Origin of the sequence: Haliea sp. E17 (genome assembly GCF_048323675.1) — a bacterium.
In the GTDB taxonomy this organism is placed as follows: domain Bacteria; phylum Pseudomonadota; class Gammaproteobacteria; order Pseudomonadales; family Halieaceae; genus Mangrovimicrobium.
Window position 1 is genome coordinate 347,073 of the sequence record NZ_JBLWFK010000002.1, and the last position, 22,376, is coordinate 369,448.

At 61.4% G+C, this 22,376-nt stretch carries 18 protein-coding genes and 1 tRNA gene; 10 read left to right on the plus strand and 9 right to left on the minus strand.

Annotated elements, in window-relative coordinates:
- Positions 1 to 7 precede the first annotated feature (7 nt).
- The 6 genes from ACNKU3_RS04705 to ACNKU3_RS04730 all read left to right on the plus strand — a co-directional run bounded on the left by ACNKU3_RS04705 (position 8) and on the right by ACNKU3_RS04730 (position 4,873).
- Positions 8 to 1,537, plus strand: a complete 1,530-nt coding sequence (locus tag ACNKU3_RS04705) for an inactive transglutaminase family protein (protein ID WP_418258261.1) — start codon at positions 8 to 10, stop codon at positions 1,535 to 1,537.
- The gene (locus tag ACNKU3_RS04710) at positions 1,534 to 2,487 is read left to right on the plus strand and encodes an alpha-L-glutamate ligase-like protein (protein WP_418258262.1); all 954 of its coding nucleotides are present in this window, start codon (positions 1,534 to 1,536) and stop codon (positions 2,485 to 2,487) included. Before ACNKU3_RS04705 ends, ACNKU3_RS04710 begins: the two co-directional genes overlap by 4 nt.
- Positions 2,487 to 2,903 carry a PGPGW domain-containing protein gene (locus ACNKU3_RS04715; RefSeq protein WP_418258263.1) on the plus strand — a complete coding sequence of 139 codons (417 nt, stop codon included), beginning with the start codon at positions 2,487 to 2,489 and terminating at the stop codon, positions 2,901 to 2,903. Before ACNKU3_RS04710 ends, ACNKU3_RS04715 begins: the two co-directional genes overlap by 1 nt.
- 159 nt (positions 2,904 to 3,062) lie before the next feature.
- Positions 3,063 to 3,416: a hypothetical protein gene (locus tag ACNKU3_RS04720; RefSeq protein ID WP_418258264.1), complete on the plus strand. Its 354-nt coding sequence runs from the start codon at positions 3,063 to 3,065 to the stop codon at positions 3,414 to 3,416.
- A 20-nt stretch (positions 3,417 to 3,436) separates the two neighbouring features.
- Positions 3,437 to 4,726, plus strand: coding sequence for an acetyl-CoA hydrolase/transferase family protein (locus ACNKU3_RS04725; protein ID WP_418258265.1), 1,290 nt, complete (start codon positions 3,437 to 3,439; stop codon positions 4,724 to 4,726).
- Positions 4,727 to 4,796: 70 nt separating this feature from the next.
- Positions 4,797 to 4,873: transfer RNA gene (locus ACNKU3_RS04730), tRNA-Arg, on the plus strand.
- Positions 4,874 to 5,274: 401 nt separating this feature from the next.
- On the opposite strand, the gene ACNKU3_RS04735 is transcribed toward ACNKU3_RS04730, so the two are convergent.
- The 8 genes from ACNKU3_RS04735 to ACNKU3_RS04770 all read right to left on the minus strand — a co-directional run bounded on the left by ACNKU3_RS04735 (position 5,275) and on the right by ACNKU3_RS04770 (position 14,770).
- Positions 5,275 to 6,813 carry an arylsulfatase gene (locus tag ACNKU3_RS04735; protein WP_418258266.1) on the minus strand — a complete coding sequence of 513 codons (1,539 nt, stop codon included), beginning with the start codon at positions 6,811 to 6,813 and terminating at the stop codon, positions 5,275 to 5,277.
- A gap of 767 nt (positions 6,814 to 7,580) precedes the next feature.
- On the minus strand, positions 7,581 to 8,693 hold the full coding sequence (locus tag ACNKU3_RS04740; protein WP_418258267.1) for a hypothetical protein: 1,113 nt from the start codon (positions 8,691 to 8,693) through the stop codon (positions 7,581 to 7,583).
- A gap of 79 nt (positions 8,694 to 8,772) precedes the next feature.
- Positions 8,773 to 8,967 carry a hypothetical protein gene (locus ACNKU3_RS04745; RefSeq protein ID WP_418258268.1) on the minus strand — a complete coding sequence of 65 codons (195 nt, stop codon included), beginning with the start codon at positions 8,965 to 8,967 and terminating at the stop codon, positions 8,773 to 8,775.
- Between the two features lie 130 nt (positions 8,968 to 9,097).
- Complete coding sequence (locus tag ACNKU3_RS04750; protein WP_418258269.1) at positions 9,098 to 9,943, minus strand: cupin domain-containing protein; 846 nt, start codon at positions 9,941 to 9,943, stop codon at positions 9,098 to 9,100.
- Between the two features lie 194 nt (positions 9,944 to 10,137).
- Positions 10,138 to 10,965 (minus strand): class I SAM-dependent methyltransferase, encoded by an 828-nt coding sequence (locus ACNKU3_RS04755; RefSeq protein WP_418258270.1) that lies wholly within the window; start codon positions 10,963 to 10,965, stop codon positions 10,138 to 10,140.
- Positions 10,965 to 12,002, minus strand: coding sequence for a phospholipase A (locus ACNKU3_RS04760; protein ID WP_418258271.1), 1,038 nt, complete (start codon positions 12,000 to 12,002; stop codon positions 10,965 to 10,967). The genes ACNKU3_RS04755 and ACNKU3_RS04760 overlap by 1 nt, the downstream gene beginning before the upstream one ends.
- 188 nt (positions 12,003 to 12,190) lie before the next feature.
- Positions 12,191 to 13,636: an alpha/beta hydrolase gene (locus ACNKU3_RS04765; RefSeq protein WP_418258272.1), complete on the minus strand. Its 1,446-nt coding sequence runs from the start codon at positions 13,634 to 13,636 to the stop codon at positions 12,191 to 12,193.
- 195 nt (positions 13,637 to 13,831) lie between these two features.
- On the minus strand, positions 13,832 to 14,770 hold the full coding sequence (locus ACNKU3_RS04770) for a M14 family metallopeptidase (RefSeq protein WP_418258273.1): 939 nt from the start codon (positions 14,768 to 14,770) through the stop codon (positions 13,832 to 13,834).
- Positions 14,771 to 14,963: 193 nt separating this feature from the next.
- Here ACNKU3_RS04770 and ACNKU3_RS04775 point away from each other — a divergent pair, with 193 nt between their 5' ends.
- From ACNKU3_RS04775 to ACNKU3_RS04785, 3 genes are read left to right on the plus strand one after another with little or no spacing between them, the layout of a single operon-like run.
- Positions 14,964 to 16,142: a DUF1214 domain-containing protein gene (locus ACNKU3_RS04775; protein WP_418258274.1), complete on the plus strand. Its 1,179-nt coding sequence runs from the start codon at positions 14,964 to 14,966 to the stop codon at positions 16,140 to 16,142.
- A gap of 14 nt (positions 16,143 to 16,156) precedes the next feature.
- Positions 16,157 to 17,338, plus strand: a complete 1,182-nt coding sequence (locus tag ACNKU3_RS04780; RefSeq protein WP_418258275.1) for a sulfotransferase family protein — start codon at positions 16,157 to 16,159, stop codon at positions 17,336 to 17,338.
- Between the two features lie 11 nt (positions 17,339 to 17,349).
- Positions 17,350 to 18,357 (plus strand): alcohol dehydrogenase catalytic domain-containing protein, encoded by a 1,008-nt coding sequence (locus ACNKU3_RS04785; protein WP_418258276.1) that lies wholly within the window; start codon positions 17,350 to 17,352, stop codon positions 18,355 to 18,357.
- A 35-nt stretch (positions 18,358 to 18,392) separates the two neighbouring features.
- Here ACNKU3_RS04785 and ACNKU3_RS04790 read toward each other — a convergent pair whose 3' ends face one another.
- Positions 18,393 to 20,549 carry a patatin-like phospholipase family protein gene (locus ACNKU3_RS04790; protein WP_418258277.1) on the minus strand — a complete coding sequence of 719 codons (2,157 nt, stop codon included), beginning with the start codon at positions 20,547 to 20,549 and terminating at the stop codon, positions 18,393 to 18,395.
- Between the two features lie 316 nt (positions 20,550 to 20,865).
- Here ACNKU3_RS04790 and gnd point away from each other — a divergent pair, with 316 nt between their 5' ends.
- On the plus strand, positions 20,866 to 22,335 hold the full coding sequence (gene gnd, locus ACNKU3_RS04795; RefSeq protein WP_418258278.1) for a decarboxylating NADP(+)-dependent phosphogluconate dehydrogenase: 1,470 nt from the start codon (positions 20,866 to 20,868) through the stop codon (positions 22,333 to 22,335).
- Positions 22,336 to 22,376: the final 41 nt, after the last annotated feature.

The following is a 22,376-nucleotide window of genomic DNA, read 5'->3' on the forward strand; positions in this document are numbered from 1 at the left end:
CGCACACATGCTCTCAACCCGCCTTCGTATCGAACTGATTGCCGGTATCCTGATCCTCACCGGCGTCGGCCTGATGCTCTACAAGGTATTCACCATGGGCTTTCCGCTCCTGCCCGGCGAATCCCGCCAGGTGTGGACCATCGAGTCGAAAATCAGCTTTCGCCCGATGCCGGACCACGGGCCGGTGGAGATCGAACTGAAATTGCCCGAGCCGATGGGCGGCTGGCAGGTGCTGGATGAGCACTTTGCCTCGTCCGGCTTCGGTTTCTCGATCACCGAACGGCAGGGCGAGCGCTGGGCTGTGTGGACGCGGCAGGAATTACTGGAAGCGACCACGTTGTACTACAAATCCCAGGTGTTCCGGCCCAACCCCCGCGAACTCGCGGAACAAACGATCCCGTCGATCGATAAGGTCATGCTGGAAAAGGACCAGCAGACGGCCATGGACCGCATGATTGCCAGCCTGCGCGAGCGCTCCACCGGCCCGCGCACCTTTACCGCCCTGTTGATCCAGGCGCTGAACGGCAGTGTCCAGGACCCCGACGCCGAGTTCCTGCTGAGCACCTGGGAAGACGAAACCTCCCCGGTCCTGCTGGCCGCGCTGGCGCGGGCCGAGATTCCCGCCCGCGCCCTGCGCGGTATCCGCCTCGAGGACGGCCGCCGCCGCCAGACCCTGTCCTGGCTGGTGGAGGTCTACAACGGGATGGAGTGGCTGGTGTTCGACCCCGAGACCGCCCAGCGCGGGCTGCCCGACAATTTCTTCGTCTGGGAGCGCAGTGACGGGGAGATCCTCAACGTGATCGGCGCCCAGGATTCGCGCCTGGAATTTGCCCTGGTCAGCAACAGCCTGCCGGCGAAAACCGTTGCGGTGATGGACGAGCGGGTCAGGAAGTATGCGCTGCTGGACTTCTCCATCTATTCACTGCCGGTGGAACAGCAGGGTGTGTTCAAGGGCCTGCTGCTGATCCCGGTGGCGGCGCTGGTGGTGGTGATTGTGCGCCTGCTGGTGGGCCTGAAGACCTCCGGTACCTTCATGCCGATCCTGATCGCCCTGGCGTTCATGCAGACCACCCTGTGGGTGGGCCTGGCCATGTTCATCGTCCTGGTGAGTTTTGGCCTGTGGATCCGCTCCTGGCTCAGCCACATGAACCTGCTGCTGGTATCGCGGATCTCCGCGGTGGTCATCGTGGTGATTTTCCTGATGGCGGCGCTGGCCATCGCCAGTTACAAGCTGGGCTTCGACAAGGTGCTCACGGTGACCTTCTTCCCCACCATCATTCTCTCCTGGACTATCGAGCGGATGTCGGTGCTGTGGGAAGAAGAGGGCCCCCACGAAGTCCTCGTACAGGGTGGCGGCAGCCTGTTGGTGGCGGTCCTGGCGTATCTCGCCATGTCCAATACCCTGGTGGCGCACCTTACTTTCAATTTCCCGGAACTGATGCTGAGCCTGCTCGGCGTGATCCTGTTGCTGGGGAAATATACCGGTTACCGGCTCAGTGAGCTGTACCGCTTCCGCGCGCTGGGTGAGCCGAAGTGAAACTGTTTGCCTCGCCGTCGATGCTGCGGCGCAACGGCATCCTCGGCATGAACGAGCGCAATATCGGCCTGATCGGCAAATTCAACCCGCGGCGCAATTTCCCGCTGGTGGACGACAAGCTGAAAACCAAGCAGGCGGCCCAGGAGCAGGGCATCCATACGCCGGAACTCTACGGCGTCGTCGAGTACCAGTACGAGGTACGCGACCTGGTGCGCCGCCTGGAGCCCCTCGATGGCTTTGTCATCAAACCGACCCAGGGCAGTGGCGGCAAGGGCATCCTGGTGATTACCGGTCGCGACGGGCCGAATTACGTCAAGTCCAGCGGTGCGGTGGTGGATGAATCCTACGTGCGCCGGCATGTCTCCAATGTCCTGGCGGGGCTGCACAGCCTCGGCGGGCGCAACGACAAGGCCATGGTGGAGGCGCTGATCGACTTCGATCCCTACCTCGCCAATTACAGCTTCGAGGGCGTCCCGGATATTCGCGTCATCGTCCTCAAGGGCGTGCCGGTAATGGCCATGATGCGCTGCGCCACCCACGCCTCCGATGGCAAGGCCAACCTGCACCAGGGCGCGGTCGGCGTCGGCCTCGATATCGCCACCGGTAGTGCGGTCAGCGCCGTACAGCACGGCAGCCTCTGCGACCATCACCCGGACACCGGGGCGTCCTTCGAGGCCCTGCAGATCCCGTTGTGGGATGACATCCTGCACCTTGCATCGCGCTGCGTGGAAATGACCGGGATGGACTATATCGGCGCGGATATCGTCCTCGACCGGCAGTTCGGCGCTACCTTGCTGGAGCTCAACGCGCGGCCCGGCCTGTCGATCCAGGTGGCCAACCAGGCGGGCCTGCGCCACCGGCTGGTCACCGCCAACCGCATTGCCGAGTCCACTGACGACCTGGCGGAAAAGGTGGCGCTGGCACAGCAGGCGTTTGCCGTCAAACGCTGATGTCCTGGCTGGAACAGCATATCCCGGACATCGTGCTCTGGGTTACGCTGTTATCCGTGCTTACCCTGGTCGGCGCGATCGTGGCCGTCCCCTGGGTCATCGGTCGCCTGCCCGTGGACTATTTCACGACGCAGGAGCGCCAGGCCCTGTACCACCAGCGGGGCATTTCCAGCCTGCTTCTCGGCCTGCTGAAAAACATCCTGGGCCTGGCGCTCCTGCTGCTCGGCCTGCTGATGCTGTTTACGCCGGGGCAGGGACTGCTGACCATGTTGCTCGGCGTGCTGTTGATGAACTTTCCCGGGAAATATCATCTGGAGCGGGCCGTGGCCCGGCGCCGGGGCGTCATGAAGGCCCTCAACTGGATGCGCCAGCGGCGCAACCTGCCGCCCCTCGAAGCGCCGGATTCCACTACCTGACTGTCCCCGGCACAGCGCAGGCTCTATACTTCCCGCAGGTTTGCGATATCGCATTAATCAATCGTCCCGAAGTGAGTTTCGGGGTTGCATGGGAGTAAATTGACTGTGAAATGCCTGAGCAAAACGCTGGTCCCGCTGCTGTTTGCAGGTTCACTAGGAGTGCTTGCCCAGGAGGGCACCTCACTGTCCAGTGACTGGATCGACCTGGTCAAGGGCGAGCGAGAAAGCAGCATGGGCGTGCAACTCCGGGATATCCAGCCGGGCGAGGTCGAGGGAACGAGTACGGTGACCCTGGCCGTGCCGAAGAGCGCAGTCGCCAATCCGGATAACATCGAGGAGGTGATCGTCGTGGGCCAGAAGCCCTCGAAACCCGATGCGCCGGAGCCGCTGGACATCAAGTACAAGTGGGTGCGCGACTACGATGCGGACAACTACGGCCTGGTCATCACCATCGGGGAAGGTAACTGGCCGATCCGCCTGTACGTCAACTCTCGCCCCGGGTATATCAACTAGGCAGCAGTCCCGGGGGGACAATGATTCGCTATACGGATTCCGCCCTGGCCGCGGTCGCACCGGTCGGCAGTGGTGAGACCCTGTGGTGCCATTCGATGGCCGCCACGCCCACCGTCCTGCTCGAAGCCCTCGCCAGCCATGTGCAGTCGGCCGGCCTGCACGACCTGACCCTGATGCAATTGCACCTGGAGCACGCCGACGCAGTGGCGGTGCCCGAACTGGACGGACGCCTGCGCAATCGCTGCTTTTTCGCCGGCAAGACCACCCGGGGCCTGATCAACCAGGGCAGGGCGGACTACGTGCCGATCTTCCTGTCGGAAATCCCCAAGCTGCTGCGCAGCCACGAGCAACGCGTGGATACCGCGCTGGTCCAGGTTTCACCGCCGGACCGTCACGGCAACTGCTCGCTGGGTATCTCCGTGGAAGTCACCCGCGCCGCCTGCGAGGTGGCGGGGCGCATCATCGCGCACATCAACCCCAATATGCCGCGCACCCATGGCGAGAGCTTCCTGCACGTCCGCGACATCGACTTCGCCTTCGAGCACGCGGCGCCGCTGATTTGCCCCGAGCAGCGCGTCATTGGCGATGTGGAGCGGCAGATCGGCGAAAAGGTAGCCGGTTTGATCGAGGACGGTGCCTGCCTGCAGATGGGCATCGGCAGCATCCCCGACGCGACCCTGGGATTCCTGAAGGATCGCCGCGACCTCGGTATCCACACGGAGATGTTCTCCGACGGGGTGCTGGAACTGATCGAGACCGGGGTCATCACCAACGCGCGCAAGAAAATCAGCCGGGGCAGGACTGTGACCGGTTTCGTCATGGGTAGCGAGCGGCTCTACCGCTTCGTCGACGACAACCCGGAAGTGGTGTTCCTGGACATCGAATTCGTCAACAACCCGGTGGTAATCGCCAAGAACCCCCAGGTCACCTCCATCAACAGCGCCATCCAGATCGACCTGACCGGCCAGGTCTGCGCCGACTCACTGGGCCACAAGATCTATTCCGGGGTGGGCGGGCAGGTGGACTTCGTCCTTGGCGCCACGTTCTCCGAACGCGGCAAGTCGATTATCGCACTGCCCAGTACCGCCTCGGGCGGCCGCTACTCGCGCCTGGTGCCGATACTGGCCGAGGGCGCCGGGGTGGTGACAACCCGCGCCCAGGTCGACTACGTGGTGACCGAATACGGGGTCGCAGAACTGCGCGGACGCTCCCTCACCGAGCGCGCCCGCGACCTGATCAACATCGCCCATCCGGCGTTTCGCGAGGAACTGGCCCGCGAAGCCCGCGACAAGCTGGGGCTGCCTGTGTAATTGGTAAATTTTCACTGCTAAGCCCTTGACTCAAAAAGGCTTCATCCCTATAGTACGCGACCTCAACAACGCGCCTGTAGCTCAGCTGGATAGAGTACCTGGCTACGAACCAGGCGGTCGCACGTTCGAATCGTGCCAGGCGCGCCATCTATTCTCCCGGTTTGTATGACCTTTCTGGTTTCCTTACAAAACCTCCGCTCATAAGTGGCGGGTGATTCCGTAAAAATTTCCGAAAATCCATGGCTCAAGGCTCTACGGCTCGGCTCTACCCCATAAACGGGGGACGGGCACCCATGTCTACCCGATTGACAATACCATCCCATCCAAAGTTGGTCAGTACCCTCAACCGGTTAATGGGTATTCATTTGTCGTTGAAGCTATTGCACATCAAGAAAATCGTTTGAAAAGGCTCTTGGACTAGAGAGACCGCTTCCACCTGATAGTGGTCGTTTATGCAGAATCGATAATCCTGCTCTGATAGAAGGTTCTTTCAACTGTGCCAGGCCTTAAGCCAACCAAAAGAGCCTCCTATCGCGCGCCAGTCCTCCCTACTGCATGGATTTGTTGATGAACTCATCAACGACATTCGACATATCGAAAGACTTGCCACCCTGCACCGGCGGGTACTCCGCCAGAGACTTGAGGTGGGCGCCCATCAATTCGCCCATAGGCTGGATCAGCCAGGAGACTTTCTGCATCAGGTGGCCGTAGGAGTCGGGGCTGTCGTAGCTTTCATATGGGTCCATACGGATATTGAACACCAGCGGTACTGTGCGCGGGACCACGTTGGCGTAGTAGTTTTCCTTGGTGGAGAAATGGAATTTCCACGGGCCCATGCGCACGGCGGTCAGCCTGCTCTCGTAGTAGTGGAAAATATGGTTGCGGCTGGACGCATCCGCCTTGCCCATCCAGTAGTCGAGGTTGTTGACGCCATCGATGTACTGTTTTTTCTCTTTCATCATGCGCTCGGCGACGTCCGGTACGCCCGCTGCTGCAGCCAGAGTAGTGAACAGGTCCTGGTGACCCTGAATACCGTTGAGCTTGCTGCCGGCGGGAATCTTGCCAGGCCAGCGCGCCATCATCGGAACCCGCACTCCACCTTCATAGGTTGTCATCTTTTCGCCGCGGAACGGGGTCGTCGCGCCGTGTGGCCAGGAAGAGTGCTCGGGGCCGTTGTCAGTCGAGTACACCACGATGGTATTTGCGGCGAGACCGTTCTTGTCGAGCCAGTCCAGCACAATGCCCAGGTCGTGGTCGTGCTGCAGCATGCCGGCACCGTGGTAGTCCGCCTCGCTGGTAATGGTCTCAACCTTGCGCAGCCACTCGTCTTCGACGCGGGTGTAGAGGTGCATGCGGCTGGTGTTCAACCATACGAAGAAGGGCTCACCCGACTGCTGGGACTTCTCCATGAAGTCCAGAGCTTTGGGAATTACTTCACCGGCATCGAAGTTTTTCATCCGCTCCTGGGTCAGGGGGCCGGTATCGGTGATGGTCTGCCGGCCCACCACCCCGAAGCGCGGGTGCTTGGTGGTGTCGTTCCTGTCGGTGGCGAAAGAGTGGATTACGCCGCGGGTGCCGAACTTCTCCTCATATGCCTCAAGGCTGCCCGAGTAGGCCTTGCCGAAGTTCTGGTAGTCCCGCTGTTCGGCTTCTTCCTGGGTATTGAGGTGGTATAGGTTACCGAAGAATTCGTCGAAACCATGGACGGTGGGCAGGTGCTCGTTGCGGTCGCCCAGGTGGTTCTTGCCGAAGTGCCCGGTGCGGTAGCCCTCGGCCTTCAGTACCTCGGCCAGCGAAGGGGACTCTTTCTTCAAGCCTAGTGCGTCGCCCGGTTGCCCGACCGTGGTCATGCCTGAGCGGATCGGGTACTGGCCGGTGATAAAGGCCGCCCGCCCGGCGGTACAGGACGGTTGGGCGTAGTGGTCGGTGAACATCACGCCTTCTTCGGCGATTCTGTCGATATTGGGAGTCGAGTAACCCATGACAGCGTGGTTGTACGCGCTGAGATTCGACCAGCCGATGTCGTCGCCCCAGATCACCAGAATGTTAGGCTTCGCTGCGTAGGAAGACGCCGCAAATACCAACAAACATGTTACGAATATCCCGTTAACCCCCAATCTGCAAGTTCGCATTTTTCCTGACCTCGATATAAGGATGCTGGTAACGATGACTACGTTTGTTTCTCAAGTCTAGATCACTCAGTTACCGGGCGTGACAAATTGATTTATTCATCTGAGGATTGTTTGATCCCATTCGCTCACCCTCCCTTTCTTTTTCAGAGGGCAGTGGAACGATGCTAATGACTGCGATGAGGTGAGAGCGGACTTATGTGTCCTTGCAGATCAGGTACAAATTTCTCCCTAGCCCAGCCTAATCTTGACCCGTGAAGTTAGGTATTGGCCCCAGTTTAGGCGCAAACACCTTCCGAAAAAATGCTGCAAGTTATTGATAAATAACGGCTGATCTAGGCGTTTTTCCGAAAAAATGGACCCGTAAGCTATTGAATTTAAGGGAATGTCACCCTGACTACGAACCAGGCGTTCGCACGTTCGAATCGTGCCAGGCGCGCCATACAAACAAAGGCTTAGAGATTTATGTCTCTAAGCCTTTTTTGTTTTTTACGGTTTTTGCCGTTCCTGTACTCACACTGCACCCACAAATTCACCTGGTCGCAGTGGTCTACTGGAACTGGACACCAACCTGGGTGAATATCCAGGTCATCGGGAAAAGCGACAACCAGCGAACGCTGAACATGTCGAAAACGCGACCCAACTCCAAGCCGCCGAACCAGTGGATAAAGCGCAGTGCAGGTGAGGTTTGCATAACGGTCTGAGGCCCCCCTGGATTATTTTTGTCAGTTATCCAGGGCCCCCGCGTCAATCCAGTCGCGAATCAACTGGATATTGGCGCTACTGAGTGGCCCCCCTCCAAGCGGCATACGCAACCCGAAGGGCTGCGTGCCCTCGATTTTCCGGACCAGCAAGCTGTTATCGGCGTCGCCCGGGATTACCCGGATAAAGGAGGAGTTCTGGGAACTGGGTATATTGACCAGGTTGGCAAAGGACTGCCCCGCTTTCAGGTTCAGGCCTCCGGCGCCGCTGCCGTGGCAGCCGGAGAAGGCACAGGACACGTTGAACACCCTGGACTGAATCTCGCTGAGCGTGGCAGTGGGCGCCGGTGGCTGGTCTTCGCGGTCTTCGGCATTAAATTCGATCCCCTCCGCGGAGGTGCAGGTGTATTCCCGCTGGCCCTTCCAGGCGCCGCCGCCGGTGGTTCTCGGCAGGCCGTCGTCGGCGGGGCAGACCGCCCATACGACCTCCCCGGTCAGGCGGGTCACGTGTGTGGACTGCTTGAGGGCCTGCACCGTGACCGAGCAGCGGGAGGCACACTCACCCTCGTCGACCCAACTGACGAGCGCGGGAAAATCGCAGTTGTTGTTCCAGGCGGAAAAATCATCGGCATTCTTTGGAAACCTGGGAATCAGGCACTCGGACACGGCGTCGCCACCGCGACTGATGTCGCGCACGAAGACCGGTTCAATGACAAATTCCTTATCGGAGTCGAGAAACGCGAGCAGCAGGGCAAACTGGTCGAATCTGGTGGTAGCCAGCAAACATTGCGGATTGCGTGCCCCGCACAGGTAGATGTCGGTCTCGCCAGGGTATTTGTGCCGCCAGTGGGAGAATTGACGTTCATCGTCGATGGAATGGGCGATGAAGATTTCGCTGAAGTTGGTATCGCTCACGTCGATGGTGCATTCGTTCCCTGCCTCGCAGAGATAATCTCCCGAGACCGAATCCACGTAGCCGTATTCGGGGGTGTGAATGACGATCTTGCAGGCCGACAGGGCAAACAGGGTAGCGAGGACAAAGGCGGGGGCCGCGATGCGTGAGCAAGCTGCAGGCCGGGAGCGAGGGGTGCCTCTGTCAGGGCGGGATATTATTGCCGGGCGGGATATCATTTTCATAGCGATCTCCACGGATGCCGGGACACGCCGGCTCGCGTTACCGCACTAAAAATCAGGGCAGCGTAGATCGCGCAAAGTTCTACGCCCATTCCAGCCGGGCGTTCACCTCGATCTCATTCTTTATGATTTCGTCGAGCAAATGCGCAACGATCATGGTGGCGGCGAGCCGGGCAATGCCCGGTATTTTTTGAACACCGGCCAGCAGGGTTCGAAGTTGTCCCAGCAGGAAAGGTATAGTCGACGCGAACCACTCTGTCCAGACGGCTGCGGGCATGCAACTGGACATTTAGCGCAGGGGTATAAGGCAAGCTGATGTCCTACTGGCGAAGGTGGAAATCGGGAAACCCATCCTCGGCCAGCAGGGCGGCGGAATCGGCCATCAGCGGCAGCGGAACCGTCGGTGCTCAGTAGTTTGGCGCCGGACGAAACCGGCCCTTGCGCTCCATCCAGTCGGGGAGGACGGGCTGGTAGGGCGGGTTGTAGTTGAAGGCGTGTTGCTCGTCGGTCCAGATATTGACGTGTTCCCCCTCAACGAAGCGGATCAGCGACACACTGCCGCCGCGGGTGCCGAAGGGGCCGTGGGGAATGTGCGGTGGACGCCAGAAGTAGGCGCCGGCGTGCATGGTGCCCAGATGGCCGCTGAGATCACCGCTGATCTGGTAGGACTCCTCGGGGGTCGGGTGGGACTCCTGTAAACCGCGAAAATTGATTGGGTGTGACTGCGGCGAGGTCATGAACAGGAAGGTGCGCTGGCCGGTCACCGGGTCGATCCGCAGGTTCTTGCGGGCGAGGCCGAGGTGCGTCAGCCTGACGTCGTGCACGGTGGTATCCCAGGACATGCGGTAGGTGTCCAGGCAGGGAATCGCCTCCCGCCCCTGTGCGCGTGCATCGGCGCCCGCCTTGTCGCTGCTGTAGAGCGCCGGTTCGTGGTCGAAAAAGCGCAGCACCACTGCGTTTTCCGGCATGTAGCATTTGCTGCGCTCGAAGCCCGCAGGGAAAAATCCGTAACAGCCCGGCGAATAGACAAACTGGTTCAGGTAGAAACACCCTTCGAGAACAAAAAACTCCTCGTTGCAGGCGAGCCCCTGTGGGTCGCTGCGCTGGTAGCCTTCCGGGTAACGTTGTAGCTGGGTGCGCGCGCCGGTGTCGTGGTCCACACTGAGCAGTTTCCGCTCCAGGCCGGGAAACACCGGGTCCGCTTCCCAGGCAAGTTCCTGGGCCTGGACAAATTCGACGTGATCTCTACTCATGGCCCCTCCAGTGCCAGTCCCTGCGGTTCCCTGCAAGCATCTGTGATGTCGCCGGGAAGCAGGGGCCAGTGTCGCACTGAGAGGGCCCCAAGTGCATTGAGGAAGATCAAGCCAATCGCCGTCTTGAACGCGTCAGGCGGCGGGCACAGGCCGGGGAGGTCAGGCACCCCGTCGTGGTGATGGGCAAAGTTGCGCTAAGCGACCACATTCCGGGGGGCTGGCGAGGTGATCCGCCCCTTCGTCTGATCGAATGCTTTCACACAGGTGATCAGTTCGGGACTCCCGCTGCGCTCGAAGAGAAACTCCGAGTTGGCTTCTCCGGTACTCAGGTTTACAAGCCGGAAGCCGTGCTTTTTCTCGAGCAGGTCGACCGTTTCCTGGTCTCCGGCGTACTCCATGGGCCATCCGCCGAGCCAGTCCCTGATGTCGGCGAAGTAGCTCATTCCGCGCTTGAAACGGTAGCTGAAAATGCGTCTAACCTCTGCCGGCAAGCGTTTCAGGTCGCGCTGCATGGCGAAGCGCCATATGTACCAGTACACCATATAAAGCTTCTTCAACGAGCCGGCGTTGTTGTACGCCTGCTTGACCTCGAGCCAGAACTCCTTTGACGGTTGAAAGTCGGCATCGGCGGAGTAGAGGGCCAGGTAGAACAGCCCTCCATCGGCAACCGTCTTCTGTGCGTTTTCGATCGCGCGCCACATATCGCCGGTGTGATGCAGGACCCCCCACGAGTAGACGAACGACCATTTGCCCAGTCCTTCGACATAGGCGTCGTCGAGGATGTCTCCCCGCTCGAAGGTCCAGTTGTCCGGGCGTGCCGCGTGTGTATGGAGCGCGTCCGTCGCCCGCACCGAGTCGGGGTCGTAATCGAGGCTGTGAATCTTTCGAGCGCCTGCGCGGAGCGCCGCATAGGAGTGCAGGCCGCTGCCGCAACCTATGTCCAGGAAGTCCTCTCCTGCGAGCGAGGAACGTCCGGTGAAGGAGAGCATTTTCTCCGTCGCCGCCTGCGAACAGGCATCCATCAGAATCGCTGCAGATAGTCGTTCAGGGCGACGCCGATGCCGATACGCTCGATGTCCTGGTCGTAGTCGATCAGGCTCTCGCCGGGGCCGTTGTAGTACTGGGCATAAACGCGGAAGACCCGGTTAATCGGGTAGCTCCAGGTCAGCTCGTAGCCGGTGTCCCGGGTGCCTGGCCGGATCATCGCGGTGAAGGTATTGCGGTTCGGTGCCCAGACGGCGCGCAGGTCCCCATACCCGAGGTACTTGTACATACCGGGATTGTCGTCGTCCTCTTCGTCTTCCGGAATCCGGTACCACGCCCGCAGCAGGAAGCCCAGGTCGTTACCCACCCCGATCACCGCGCTGCCCATGATCCGGTTCCAGCTCCGCGAGGTCGGCTCCCCGCGGCCGTTGGACTGGTGATTGAAGCCCAGTGACCAACCGTCGAGACGTGCACCCGCCAGCGCGTAGCTTGTATAACTGCGAATGTAGACCTCCGGTTCGTAATTCGTTTCACGGAAGGGGGCGGAGAGATCGTCGTTGAAGAGTTGCCAGTAGGAGCGGGTGGTGTAGGACAGGTAGGTGTCGATGTTGCTGCCGAACATGTTGCGCCACACCGGCGCCTTTATGCTTACCTGGAACTCCATCTCGTTGTTCTGCACCGGATCATCCACCCCTGTGACTTCCTCGAAAGGTGCCTGGTTGGGTTGGTCCATGTGGGTCCAGATGAGGAAGTTAGGGCGATAGGGAGTGATCGCATACGGGCGCTCCTCTATGCCAGTCTCCTCCGCAAAGCGTGCCTCGATGGCATTCTGTTCGTACGCAAGTGCCGGTTTTACCGGTCTTTCGGCCATGTTGCCGGCAGGGGGCCCGGCTTGTATCTCGCAGTTCTTGCGCAGTTCCCCCACCGTGGTTGCCTCGCTGGCGGTCTTCAATGCCTCGAGCAGGCAGGCATCGACGCCGGAGTTGGCCTGCCCCGCAGCAATCGAACCCAATGGCGCGGCCAGCAGGGCAATGCCAAGGGCGCCGCGTTTGATCAAGCTTTCCATTGTCATCATCAGCTAGTCCTTTCGGTGTGAATCGGTGAAGGCATTGACCACGAGAACGATGACACGCTTCGGTGGATTGCTTTCATAGTGCAGGTAATCGCTTATTAATCCACCTTTCAGCAGGTAGTTCTGGTTATCGCTTGCTCCGTGGAATTGGTAGCGGTGCTTCCTGCACTCCCCGGATACGGCCCAGTTTGCTATTCGAGACCCAGAAAGGCCAGTGAGCGCGCCTCGAGATAGGAATAGAACGGGTTCCAGCGCAAGCGTAACAGCGTACTCTCGCTGATCGCCAGCGCACCCTTCTCGCCGCGCAGGGCGATATCGCCGAGCGCGATCCCCGGGCTGGGCTGATCGGGATCGCTACCGTAGACCGGGTCGTCCGGCGGGAATGGCAGGGCGACATGCGAAAGCGAGTAGACGTCGGGCGGCCAGCTGAGGTCCAGGGCTTCGTCGGCAAACCGCAGATGTTCCGGCTGCCAGTGTCGCGCGACGACCCGCGAGCTCTGCGCGGATTCATTGGCGACCAGCGTGAAATCGAAGGTGTCACCCGGTGCCTCGCGCAGCGCTTTCAGCATGGCGTCGGGCCGCCAACGCAGCATCTCCTCGATTCCCGCCTGGCGGTTGATGTCGAATAGCACGAGTTCATTACGTCCCGCCGGGAGGTGACTGAACAGGTGGCTCACCAGCGCCGGGGCCTGCACGGTTGCGTCGATAACCGAGGAAAACGCCAGGATCGGTGGCATTCCCCTGAGGCCCCCCGGGCCCCGCTTCAGGCGCATGATCTGTTCCTGTATTTGCGCGGTTATCCGGTAGGATACATCCCCGGCGTTTATTGCGAACGAACCGTATTTGAAGGGCTCGTACTCGGGAAGGATGTCGTTCCAGGCCAGCTTTTCCAGCCCGGGCAAATGGCCGAGGCGGGCCTGCCACACCGCCAGGGCCGCGGCCGGGGTGACACCGATTTCGGGGGAGTACAGTACCAACCCGGCGAGCCGGGGCGCTTCCGGGGCATCCAGGTTGGCCAGCGCATAGTGCACCGCCAGCGCCGCCCCGTTGGAGTAACCCACGATGTAGATCGGTAGCTCCGGCTGGTTCCGGGCCAGGTGATCCAGCGCCAGGCGCACCGCCGCGGCCATGTCCTGCCAGGTCACCTCCACCAGGCCGGAGGGCGCAGTGCCGTGACCCGGAACCCGCAGGCCGAGGACGTTGGCCCCCGCGGATTGCAGGCGCTCGCCGAGATGGTGCAGGCTGTAGGGCGCGTCGGAGAGCCCGTGCACCAGCAGTACCTGCATCCTGGGCGACTCCGCCGGCAGTAGGTAGCTGCGGTTCCAGTTGATCGGCCACCGCTGCGGATCAGCCAGGCTGCCGCGCTGGTAGCGGTTGATCCTGAAGCCGCTGGTGGGTGCTGTTTTGGCGTAAACCAGGTTGTCCAGTTGGGCAAACAGGCGGTCCTCCAGGGCGAGATATTCCTCGAATGTCTCGACAGGGGAATCCACGTCAAATTCTTCGTCCAGTCGGGCGGTGTGCCAGGCCTCCAGATCGGGCCTGGCATCGAGATAGCGTACGAAAACAACCAACAGCGTTAACGCGGCACCTGCCACGCAGTAGAACGCAATTTTGGCCACCGCTACGATCAGGCGCATTGCCAGTCCCCGAGTTTTATCTTTCCCAGTGCGCCTGACCCGTGTTGCTGTAGTGCAGTCTGGCTGTCCGGGCGCGAGTAGGATGATAGACCAGGTGGCACGGATCAGGCAGGGGCCAGAATCGTAGGAGAAGGTTGGTTTAGAACCAGAGCAGTCCTTTTCGTGGTTTTTGTTCTTCGACTGATGAAAGCATTTTTATTCCTGGCAAGGTTCCGGCTTCTGGCTCAAGGCGAATTCCAGCGCCGCTGTCACCGCAGCGACCTGTGCCTGGATACAGTTTTCCGGGTCCACTCGCGGACTGTCCGGATAGACTTCGGTGGTAGTGCGGAACGGGGCATTGGTCACGCCTGCACACAACCCGAGTTGGCGCACCGGGTAGTTGATTACGCCATGCTGGGCCATCGGGTCACCCAGCAGGTTACCGTCCTCGTCCGCCGGGGCGATGTGGGTGACTTTCGCTACGGCCTCGATGATCGCTTGCTGTAAGCCGGGGGCGGGCTGGGCGCTATCGCCAACCAGGTAAAAACCGTCGGGGATATGCCAGACGGCCTGGGTGATACCGTCCCGCGCTTCCAGGGCGGGGCGGAATTCACTGTTGTCCGTGTCGGTGGTTTCGTGCAGGTCGATGTGGAGCAGGAAATCGCCCTCGACGGTTTTCAGCCAATCCATCAGTGCTATCGCTTCCGGAGATTCGCTGCCGGCGCGAAAAGATCGGTTGGGGTCCACGGCTGCAGGGTTCCAGCGGTTGATGGTCTCGTAAGCCCAGGGGCTGACTGCGGGCGCCACCAGCAGGTTGCAGCGCTGCAGATAGTCTGTCGCACAGCTTTGCAGTAAACGCAGGGCCCCCTGAACGCCGCTGGTTTCATAGCCGTGGACGCCACCGGTCACCAGGGCACAGGGCTTTGCCGGGTCCCAGTCGCGGTTGCGCACTGCAAAGAGGGGATAGCGCCCGGGGTCGATGGGCAGCGCGCCGTACTGTTCCAGTCGCAGCGGGCTCGGCAGGTCGCGCAAGCTGTCGAGAACCTCTTCGGCATAGGACCGCCTGACCGCCTGCATGGCGAACCAGGCCTGCTTTTCGCTGCCGGACCAGGGAATACCGGGTGTCCCGATGGGGTACTGTGGAGAGTCGGCCACGATCACCTCTGCGCGCGGAGAGTCGGCGAATATTACTACAGCTGATTTCGTTCAGGGCGACTATCCGGTTCACGCGGATGAATCTGCCAATGTCCTGGCAGGGGAAGTCGCTTCGCCAGGTTGGCGCGCCTTGCACTCGTGGGCATCAGCGTATAATGTGAAACTATTATTTATAAAAACAATATCGCCTGTCATGTCCAATACAGACCCGCTCGCCCCCTGGGAAGAATACGTCGATCTGCTCAAACCCGGAGCCGGCCTGTTGCGCCGGACCTGGCGTCCTGACGACCCGGAGTATCGCGCGGATGTCTACCGCCAGCTGGCGATGAACCTGTCCTACGCCTATTTCCAGTATTTCCAGTCCGATCCGCTGCATCCCGAATTCATGCCGCTGTGGAATTCGGTCTACCTCCTGCAGCCCAACCCGGACGACGTCTACTACTACGCCCCCATTGACGGGCGGCGGCGCTACCGTATCGCAGGTGATCGCGGCGGCACCTTCCTCGTCCACTTCCAGTTCGGGGCGGGGATGATGGGGATGGTGTACCCACCGGGCAGGCAGATCAACTACCTGGATGCGCGTGAACTGGATGTCGGTGCCGATGGCAGCTTCGAATTTATCGCCAGTGCAGAGTGTCCCCCGGGTTATAGCGGTACCTGGCACCCACTGGACCCTGCCTGTGACTTCATGATGGTGCGACTGCGCTCCTACGACTGGGGCGGGGAGGCCGATACGCGGCTGGCAATCGAATGCCTTGATGCGCCGCCGCTAAAGCCCCGTATGACAGCGGGGGATATCGATGCCAGGCTGCGTTCGATGTTTACCCTGTCCGAGCGCTGGAGCCGTCTCTGGTTCGATTACCAGGTCGAACTGCTCGATCGCCTCGGCACGAATACTTTCGAGCTCAACCGTTTCGAGGGCATGGGCATCCAGAACCAGGACTACTGGACCGCGGTGTTCGACCTACAGGAGGGAGAGGCACTACTGCTGGAGTCGGACCTGCCTGAGCAGCGTCGCTACTGGAACGTGCAACTCAACGACCCGTATTTCAATGCCGTGGAGTTTGTCTACCGCCAGACCAGCCTCAACGGTCATACCGCCAGCGTCGACCCCGACGGGCGATTCCGGGCCGTCATCGCCATCGAGGACCCGGGTGTCGCCAACTGGCTGGATCCCGGCGGCTTTCGGCAGGGCACGGTGTTCGGTCGCTGGATGGAGTGCGACGCCGCCCCGGTGCCCACCCTGACCAGGATTTCGCTGGCGTCCCTGGAAACCGCGCTACCCGATGGCATGGCGCGGGTAACACCGGAGCAACGGGCGGCCGCTTTGCGCGCGCGCCGGATGGGCGCACAGTTGCGTCGTCGCTGGTAACGAAGGAGAAAGCCATGGCCTGGGACCCACAATGGAAAGCCCCCGAACGCTTTTATGGCAGCGAGGATTACCTGCATTCGGCGGCGAGCGCGATGACCGGGCTCGACGATTTTGGCGATGATGGTTACCGCTCCGGGCTGGCTGTTGTCCTGGCCTCCATGGATGCCGACCCGCGCTTTACCCTGCCCGGGCGACAGCTGGCGTGGGATGCGGTGCTGCTGACACTGATGGCGCGACTGTATGCCCAACAGGGCTGGCGGGACCACCCGGGCTGGCGCGATCGACGTATCGAGAAACCGGTGATTATCACCGGGCTGGTACGTTCGGGTACCACGGCACTGCACAAGCTGATGGGCGCAGACCCGCAGTTCCAGGGGCTGGAGCACTGGCTGACAGTGGCGCCGATGCCGCGACCCGCGCGGGAGACCTGGGAGTCACACCCCGCCTATCGGCGCGCACTGGATTACCTCGCCCGCCTGTTCGGGGTGTCGCCGGAGGCCGCGGCCACCCATAACATCGTCGCCCATGAGTACGACGAATGCCTCGAACTGCAGCGCCAGAATTTCGTCAGTAACCGCTGGGCCTGCACCTGGTATTCCGCGGGTTACGACGCCTGGTGGCAGACCCAGGACGAGCGCCCCAGCTTTGACCGCTACGTCGATAATCTCAAGCTGATAGGCTGTTACGACGAGCGCCGCTGGTTATTGAAGAACCCCGGCACCGCGGGGCATCTCGACTGGGTTTTCGAGCACTTCCCCGACGCCTGTATCGTGCAGATGCACCGGCACCCCCTGCGCGCGGTCCCCTCGATCAGCAGTACGATCCAGTTCATCCACAATGCCTTTGAAGGCGACGGTGCCCGGGTTACGGCGCCGCTGTTGGGTGTTCGCGAAATGCACAAGTGGATCGCGATGATCGAAGCGGGAACGCCGACACGCGATCGTCACCCGGACAGTTTCATGGACGTCTATCACAGGGACCTCCACGCGGACCCGATGAAAGTGATCAGGCAAATCTACGACCGTTTTGACCTGGACATGTCCGCGGAGGCGGAGCAGCTGATTGCCGCGCGGATCGCGGCCAATCCCGAGGGGCAGGTGGAACACCACTATGACCTGGCCGATTTCGGCCTCAGTGAACGGCAAATCCTGGCGCGCTACCACGGGTATATCGAGCGCTACCAGCCACAGTTGTAGGGAGAACTCGCATGCGTGCAGCAGTATTCGAAAAAGTCGGTGTACCGCTGGCGATTCGCGACCTGCCAGACCCGGTGCCCGGCCCCGGTGAAGTGCTGCTGCGAATTGAGCGCTGCGGTATTTGTGGTACCGACCTGCATTACACCGACGGCTCCGGCGCCACCTATGAGCCGGGCTTCATCCCCGGTCACGAGAGTGGAGCAGAAGTGGTTGCTGTGGGAAAAGGCGTGGATTTCCTGAAAGTGGGTGACCAGGTGGTGCCTCACCCGGTCAGCGGCTGCGGCGCCTGCGCTGAATGCCTGGGTGGATCACCGTTCTGGTGTCGCCAGTTGCGGTTCAACATGGGCGGCTTCGGGCAGTACAAGGTCTCCGCTGCACGCGCCTGTATTCCTCTTCCCGCCGGACTATCGCTGGCGGATGCGGCGATCGTGGAGCCATTGACCTGCGGCCTGCACGGCGTCAGTCTCGCCGGCCTGCGCCCCGGGGCTAAAGTGCTGGTCATCGGCGCGGGTCCCATCGGCCTTGCCGCGGTGTTCTGGGCGCGCCGACTCGGCGCGGGGCGCATTGTCGTCGCCGCCCGGTCGACGCGTTCCGCCGAGCGGGCGATGGTAATGGGCGCGGATACCTTCCTGGAAATGGATGAGGAATTCCCAGTGCGACTCGAGGAAGCGCTGGGCGAGGCGCCGGAATTGATCCTGGAGTGCGCCGGCGCGCCGGGCATGGTGGCGCGCTCGGTGGACCTGGTGCGGCCGCGCGGTACGGTCATGGTGCTGGGGATGTGCTTTCACGCGGAAACCCTGGTGCCAGCAACCGCGGCACTCAAGGAGGTGACGGTGAAATTTGCCGTCGGTACCCTGCTGTCGGAATTTCGCGTCGTCGCGGACACCCTGGCGGCGGGGCACCTGGAACCGCTGGCGATGGTAACTGACACGATTTCCCTCGCCGAACTACCCGAGACCTTCGAAGCGCTGCGCTCCCCGGGACACCAGTGCAAGGTGCTTGTCGACCCCTGGCGCTAGCCTCGCTCCGCCAGTCACCTGCCCGGAGAGCGGCCCTAGAACCAGCCTGTCTCGTTGTTAACGGCCAGCATCCGCTGTCCCAGTTGGTAGCCCAGTTCGCGATAGGCCTCGAACTGGGGTTCATCGAAAAACTGATCCGCGGTCGCCTGGTCGGGGAAACTCGGGTTGGCGGTTTTATAGCCGATGAGGTCGGCGGTAAGCCCCTTCACCAGCGTGGTTTTGAGGTAGATCAGCATACCCTCGCTGCCGTCGTGATAAGTAATCGTTGCCAGGGCAAAGGCGTTCTTCGCGCCCTTGTATTTGGAAACGAAATAGTCATCCGACTCGCTGCCGGGCAGCAGGTTTTCCAGGCAATACTCGTGTTCATCGAATTCGATGTGGGCGCCAAAATCCACCCGGGCACGTTCCACCAGGTTGGCGAGGTCGGAAAAGCGGAAATCGGGGTCCGCGCCCCCGTCGGTGCAGATGATGACCTTCAGCTTGCGGCGGATCAGTTCATAGAGGGCAAGGTTCTCGAAATGCCCACCGTCGGTCAGTTCGATGGCGCGTCGTGTTTCGCTCATACCGCCACTGAGCACGCCACCGGTGAGCGCCGGATAAATGAAATTTGGCGGGAACAGGAAGTGCTTGTCGGGGTCCGGGTGGGTCGCCCAGAAGCCGAGCCGCAGGTTCAGCACCGACAGCACCGTGGCGACAATGCGATCCCGGTTGATGCCTTTGCCGGCCACCGCGTCGTTGGGATTCACCGCGGCGCCCGAGATGGCCATCGCCGTTGCCAGGGCCATGCCCGAGCGGTAACCCTGCTTGAGGTAGTTTTCCGAACAGCGCCAACCCGTGGCGTCGCTACCGCAATACAGGGGGCTCAGGATGAAGTTGTCGCCGCCGCGCCCCCGGTATTTGGAGATCTTCGAGTCTACCAGCGTGATATTGGTATTCACGATATGGTAGGGGCGCCGGTTGTGCCGGCACAGCGTATCGATATTGGCGGTATCGGCCTCGGTCGCCATGCCCCAGCTGTCCGCCTGCACACTCGCCAGGTTGGGCATGAAGGTCTCCATCAATCGATCGCGGTACATGCGATGCAGGCCGAGATAGTTGATGTTGACGCACATGCTGACCAGCACGGCGACACATACCATGATCAAGGTCAGCCACCAGGTTGGCGAATGCGCCAGGATAATGGTTTCAGCCAGCCAGTAGGCCATCAGCCCGAGTCCATACAGCATCAGCGCGCCGGTGAGAACCACCATGAACTTGCTGGCGCGGGTGCCGCTCTGGACCAGGCGCCGGAACTGGCTCACCGCACCAATCAGGCCGGCGAGCACCGAAGTACTCGCCGCCGGCATCCTGAATTCCGCGGAGGTAAATTCCATAATGGTGAGGTGCACCACCTGGATACTGCCGAGGATCGCACTGGCAAACCCGATGATCATCAGGTAGCCATTCCAGCGCTGCACCAGGGTGCGCATCCGGTAGTGCCAGTTGGCGGTGCCGCCGTTGAAGCGGGTAAACAGGGAATATATGTAGCCAAAGAGCAAAAACAGGAAAAACGTGGCCAGCGAGAGGATGAAGAAGCCATTGCCAAGGCCGTATTCGACACCCGGCCACTGCTCGATGCCGCCGGGAAAATTGGAATAGAAGCCATACTGCTGGAACGCGACCATGAAGGTCGTCAGTAGCAGCAGGTAGGCTGTCAGCGAAATCAGCAGGGCACGCAGGGTATAGCCGATCATCGACAGGGCGGTGATCCCCTGTCCGGGTACCAGGTAATTGCCGTGCTGGCGGATGAAATCGAGAATCGCGTTGGGTCGGTAATCCGCAGAGGCAACGCGATTGCCGGAGGATTTCCGCCCCAGCGGAAAGTTCTCTGGCGAGGTACCGAAATATTCGTCCGCGGCGTTTTCAGGGCCCTGCATCCAGGGCGGAATTTTCTGGTCGAGGAACCAGGTGAGCGCCGAACCGATGTAGCCACCGCCGGATACCGTCGACAGGTAATCGATGTGCTTGAGCTTGTCGCGAGCCACCAGTGCCTGCAGCACCCCGAGGGCGAAGGAGGCGGAGCGGATACCGCCGCCGGAAAAGGCCAGTCCGACCGGTTTGTCGGTGTTGCAGTGCGGGTCCCGGGCAATATGCCGCTGTTCTGCCGCAATCACATCTTCTGCGGCGCGGGTGTAATCCACGTGTTCAGACATTCCATGTCCTTCCCTGTTACGCCAGGGGTTCCGGGTCAATGGCAGTGTGCCCGCTCGGGCGCGGGGCGAAGGCAGGTGCCCGGTTGAGGGCCAAAACCACCTTGCCGACCTGCCTCCACTATTGACCGGTAGCGGCGAAATTTCCACAGATAGCGGGCGAAATATGCGGTTTTTCACCCTGAGCCCGGGTGGGATCGCGGGGCTTGGTGGCGCCGCCAGGCGGCCCCGGGATACTGGCCGCGGGAATTATCCGCTAGCATAGTGTTTTATCCGGCAGTTTCGCGACGCAATCACCAAGGGTATCCAGGGGGCGTGCATGGCAGTTCATGATTTCGGTCTGGTCGGGTTGGCCGTGATGGGCCAGAACCTGGCCCTCAACATAGCCAACCACGGTTTTTCCATCGGTGTATTCAACCGCACTGCCAGCGTCACCGAGGCTTTCATCGACGGCCTGGCCGGCGCGGGTGAGGAGCGGGCAAGCGCGGAAGCGCAGGATCGCCTGCAGGGCTACGCCAGTCTTGCCGGTCTGGTCAGCGCCCTGAAACGGCCGCGCCGCGTGATGCTGATGGTCAAGGCAGGCGCTGCGGTGGACGCCGTCATCGACAAACTTGTCGGCCTGCTGGAACCCGGGGATATCATTATCGACGGCGGCAATTCCCACTTTGCCGACACCAATCGACGGGCCAGCGCCCTGGCGCAGGCGGGCTTCCTGTTTGTCGGCGCCGGTGTTTCGGGGGGCGAGGAGGGCGCTTTGAAGGGGCCCTCGATCATGCCGGGGGGCGATGCCCGGGCGTGGCCCCACCTGCGCGATATCCTGCAGTCGATTGCCGCCAAGGTCGGGCCGCAGGCGGACATCCCCTGCTGCGATTGGGTCGGCGAGGCGGGGGCGGGCCACTACGTCAAGATGGTGCACAACGGCATCGAATACGGCGACATGCAACTGATCTGCGAGGCCTACTACCTGCTCCGGCAGTTGCTGGGCATGGATAACGCCCAGCTCTACGAGGTCTTCCGGGACTGGAACGCGGCGGAGCTCGACAGTTACCTGGTGGAGATCACCCGCGACATTTTCACGGTGATCGACCCGGATACCGGGAACGCCCTGGTGGACATGATTCTCGACACCGCCCAGCAAAAGGGGACGGGGAAATGGATGAGCCAGCACGCGCTCGATCTCGGCGTGCCCACAACACTGATCACCGAGGCGGTCTACGCCCGCTGCCTGTCCGGGCAAAAGGAGGCGCGCACGCGCGCTGCCGCGGTCCTGACTGGTCCGGAGCTTCACTTCGAAGGCGATCCCGGGCAGTTTGTAGAGGACCTCAAAGGTGCCCTGTATGCGTCGAAACTGGTCAGCTATGCCCAGGGTTTCGTCCAACTCGATGCCGCCGCCGCGGAGTTCGGCTGGCAACTGGACAACGGCGCTATTGCCATGCTCTGGCGCGGTGGCTGCATTATTCGCTCGGCCTTCCTGGAGGATATCAAGCGCGCCTTTGACAGCAACCCGGAACTGGAAAACCTGTTGCTCGACGGCTTCTTTCGCGCGGCGATCGAACGCGCCCAGGACGGCTGGCGGCGGGTCGTCGCGACCGCCATAAATAACGGCATACCGGTCCCGGGGCTGTGCGCCGCCCTCACGTACTACGACGGCTACCGCCAGGCCCGCCTGCCGGCGAACCTCCTGCAGGCGCAGCGCGATTATTTCGGCGCGCACACCTATGAGAGAATTGACCGCGAGCGCGGCGAAACTTTTCATACCGACTGGCTGCGGCTCCGCCAGTTGCGCTGACAGGCGCGCGGCACACCGCCGTAGAATACACAGCTAAAATC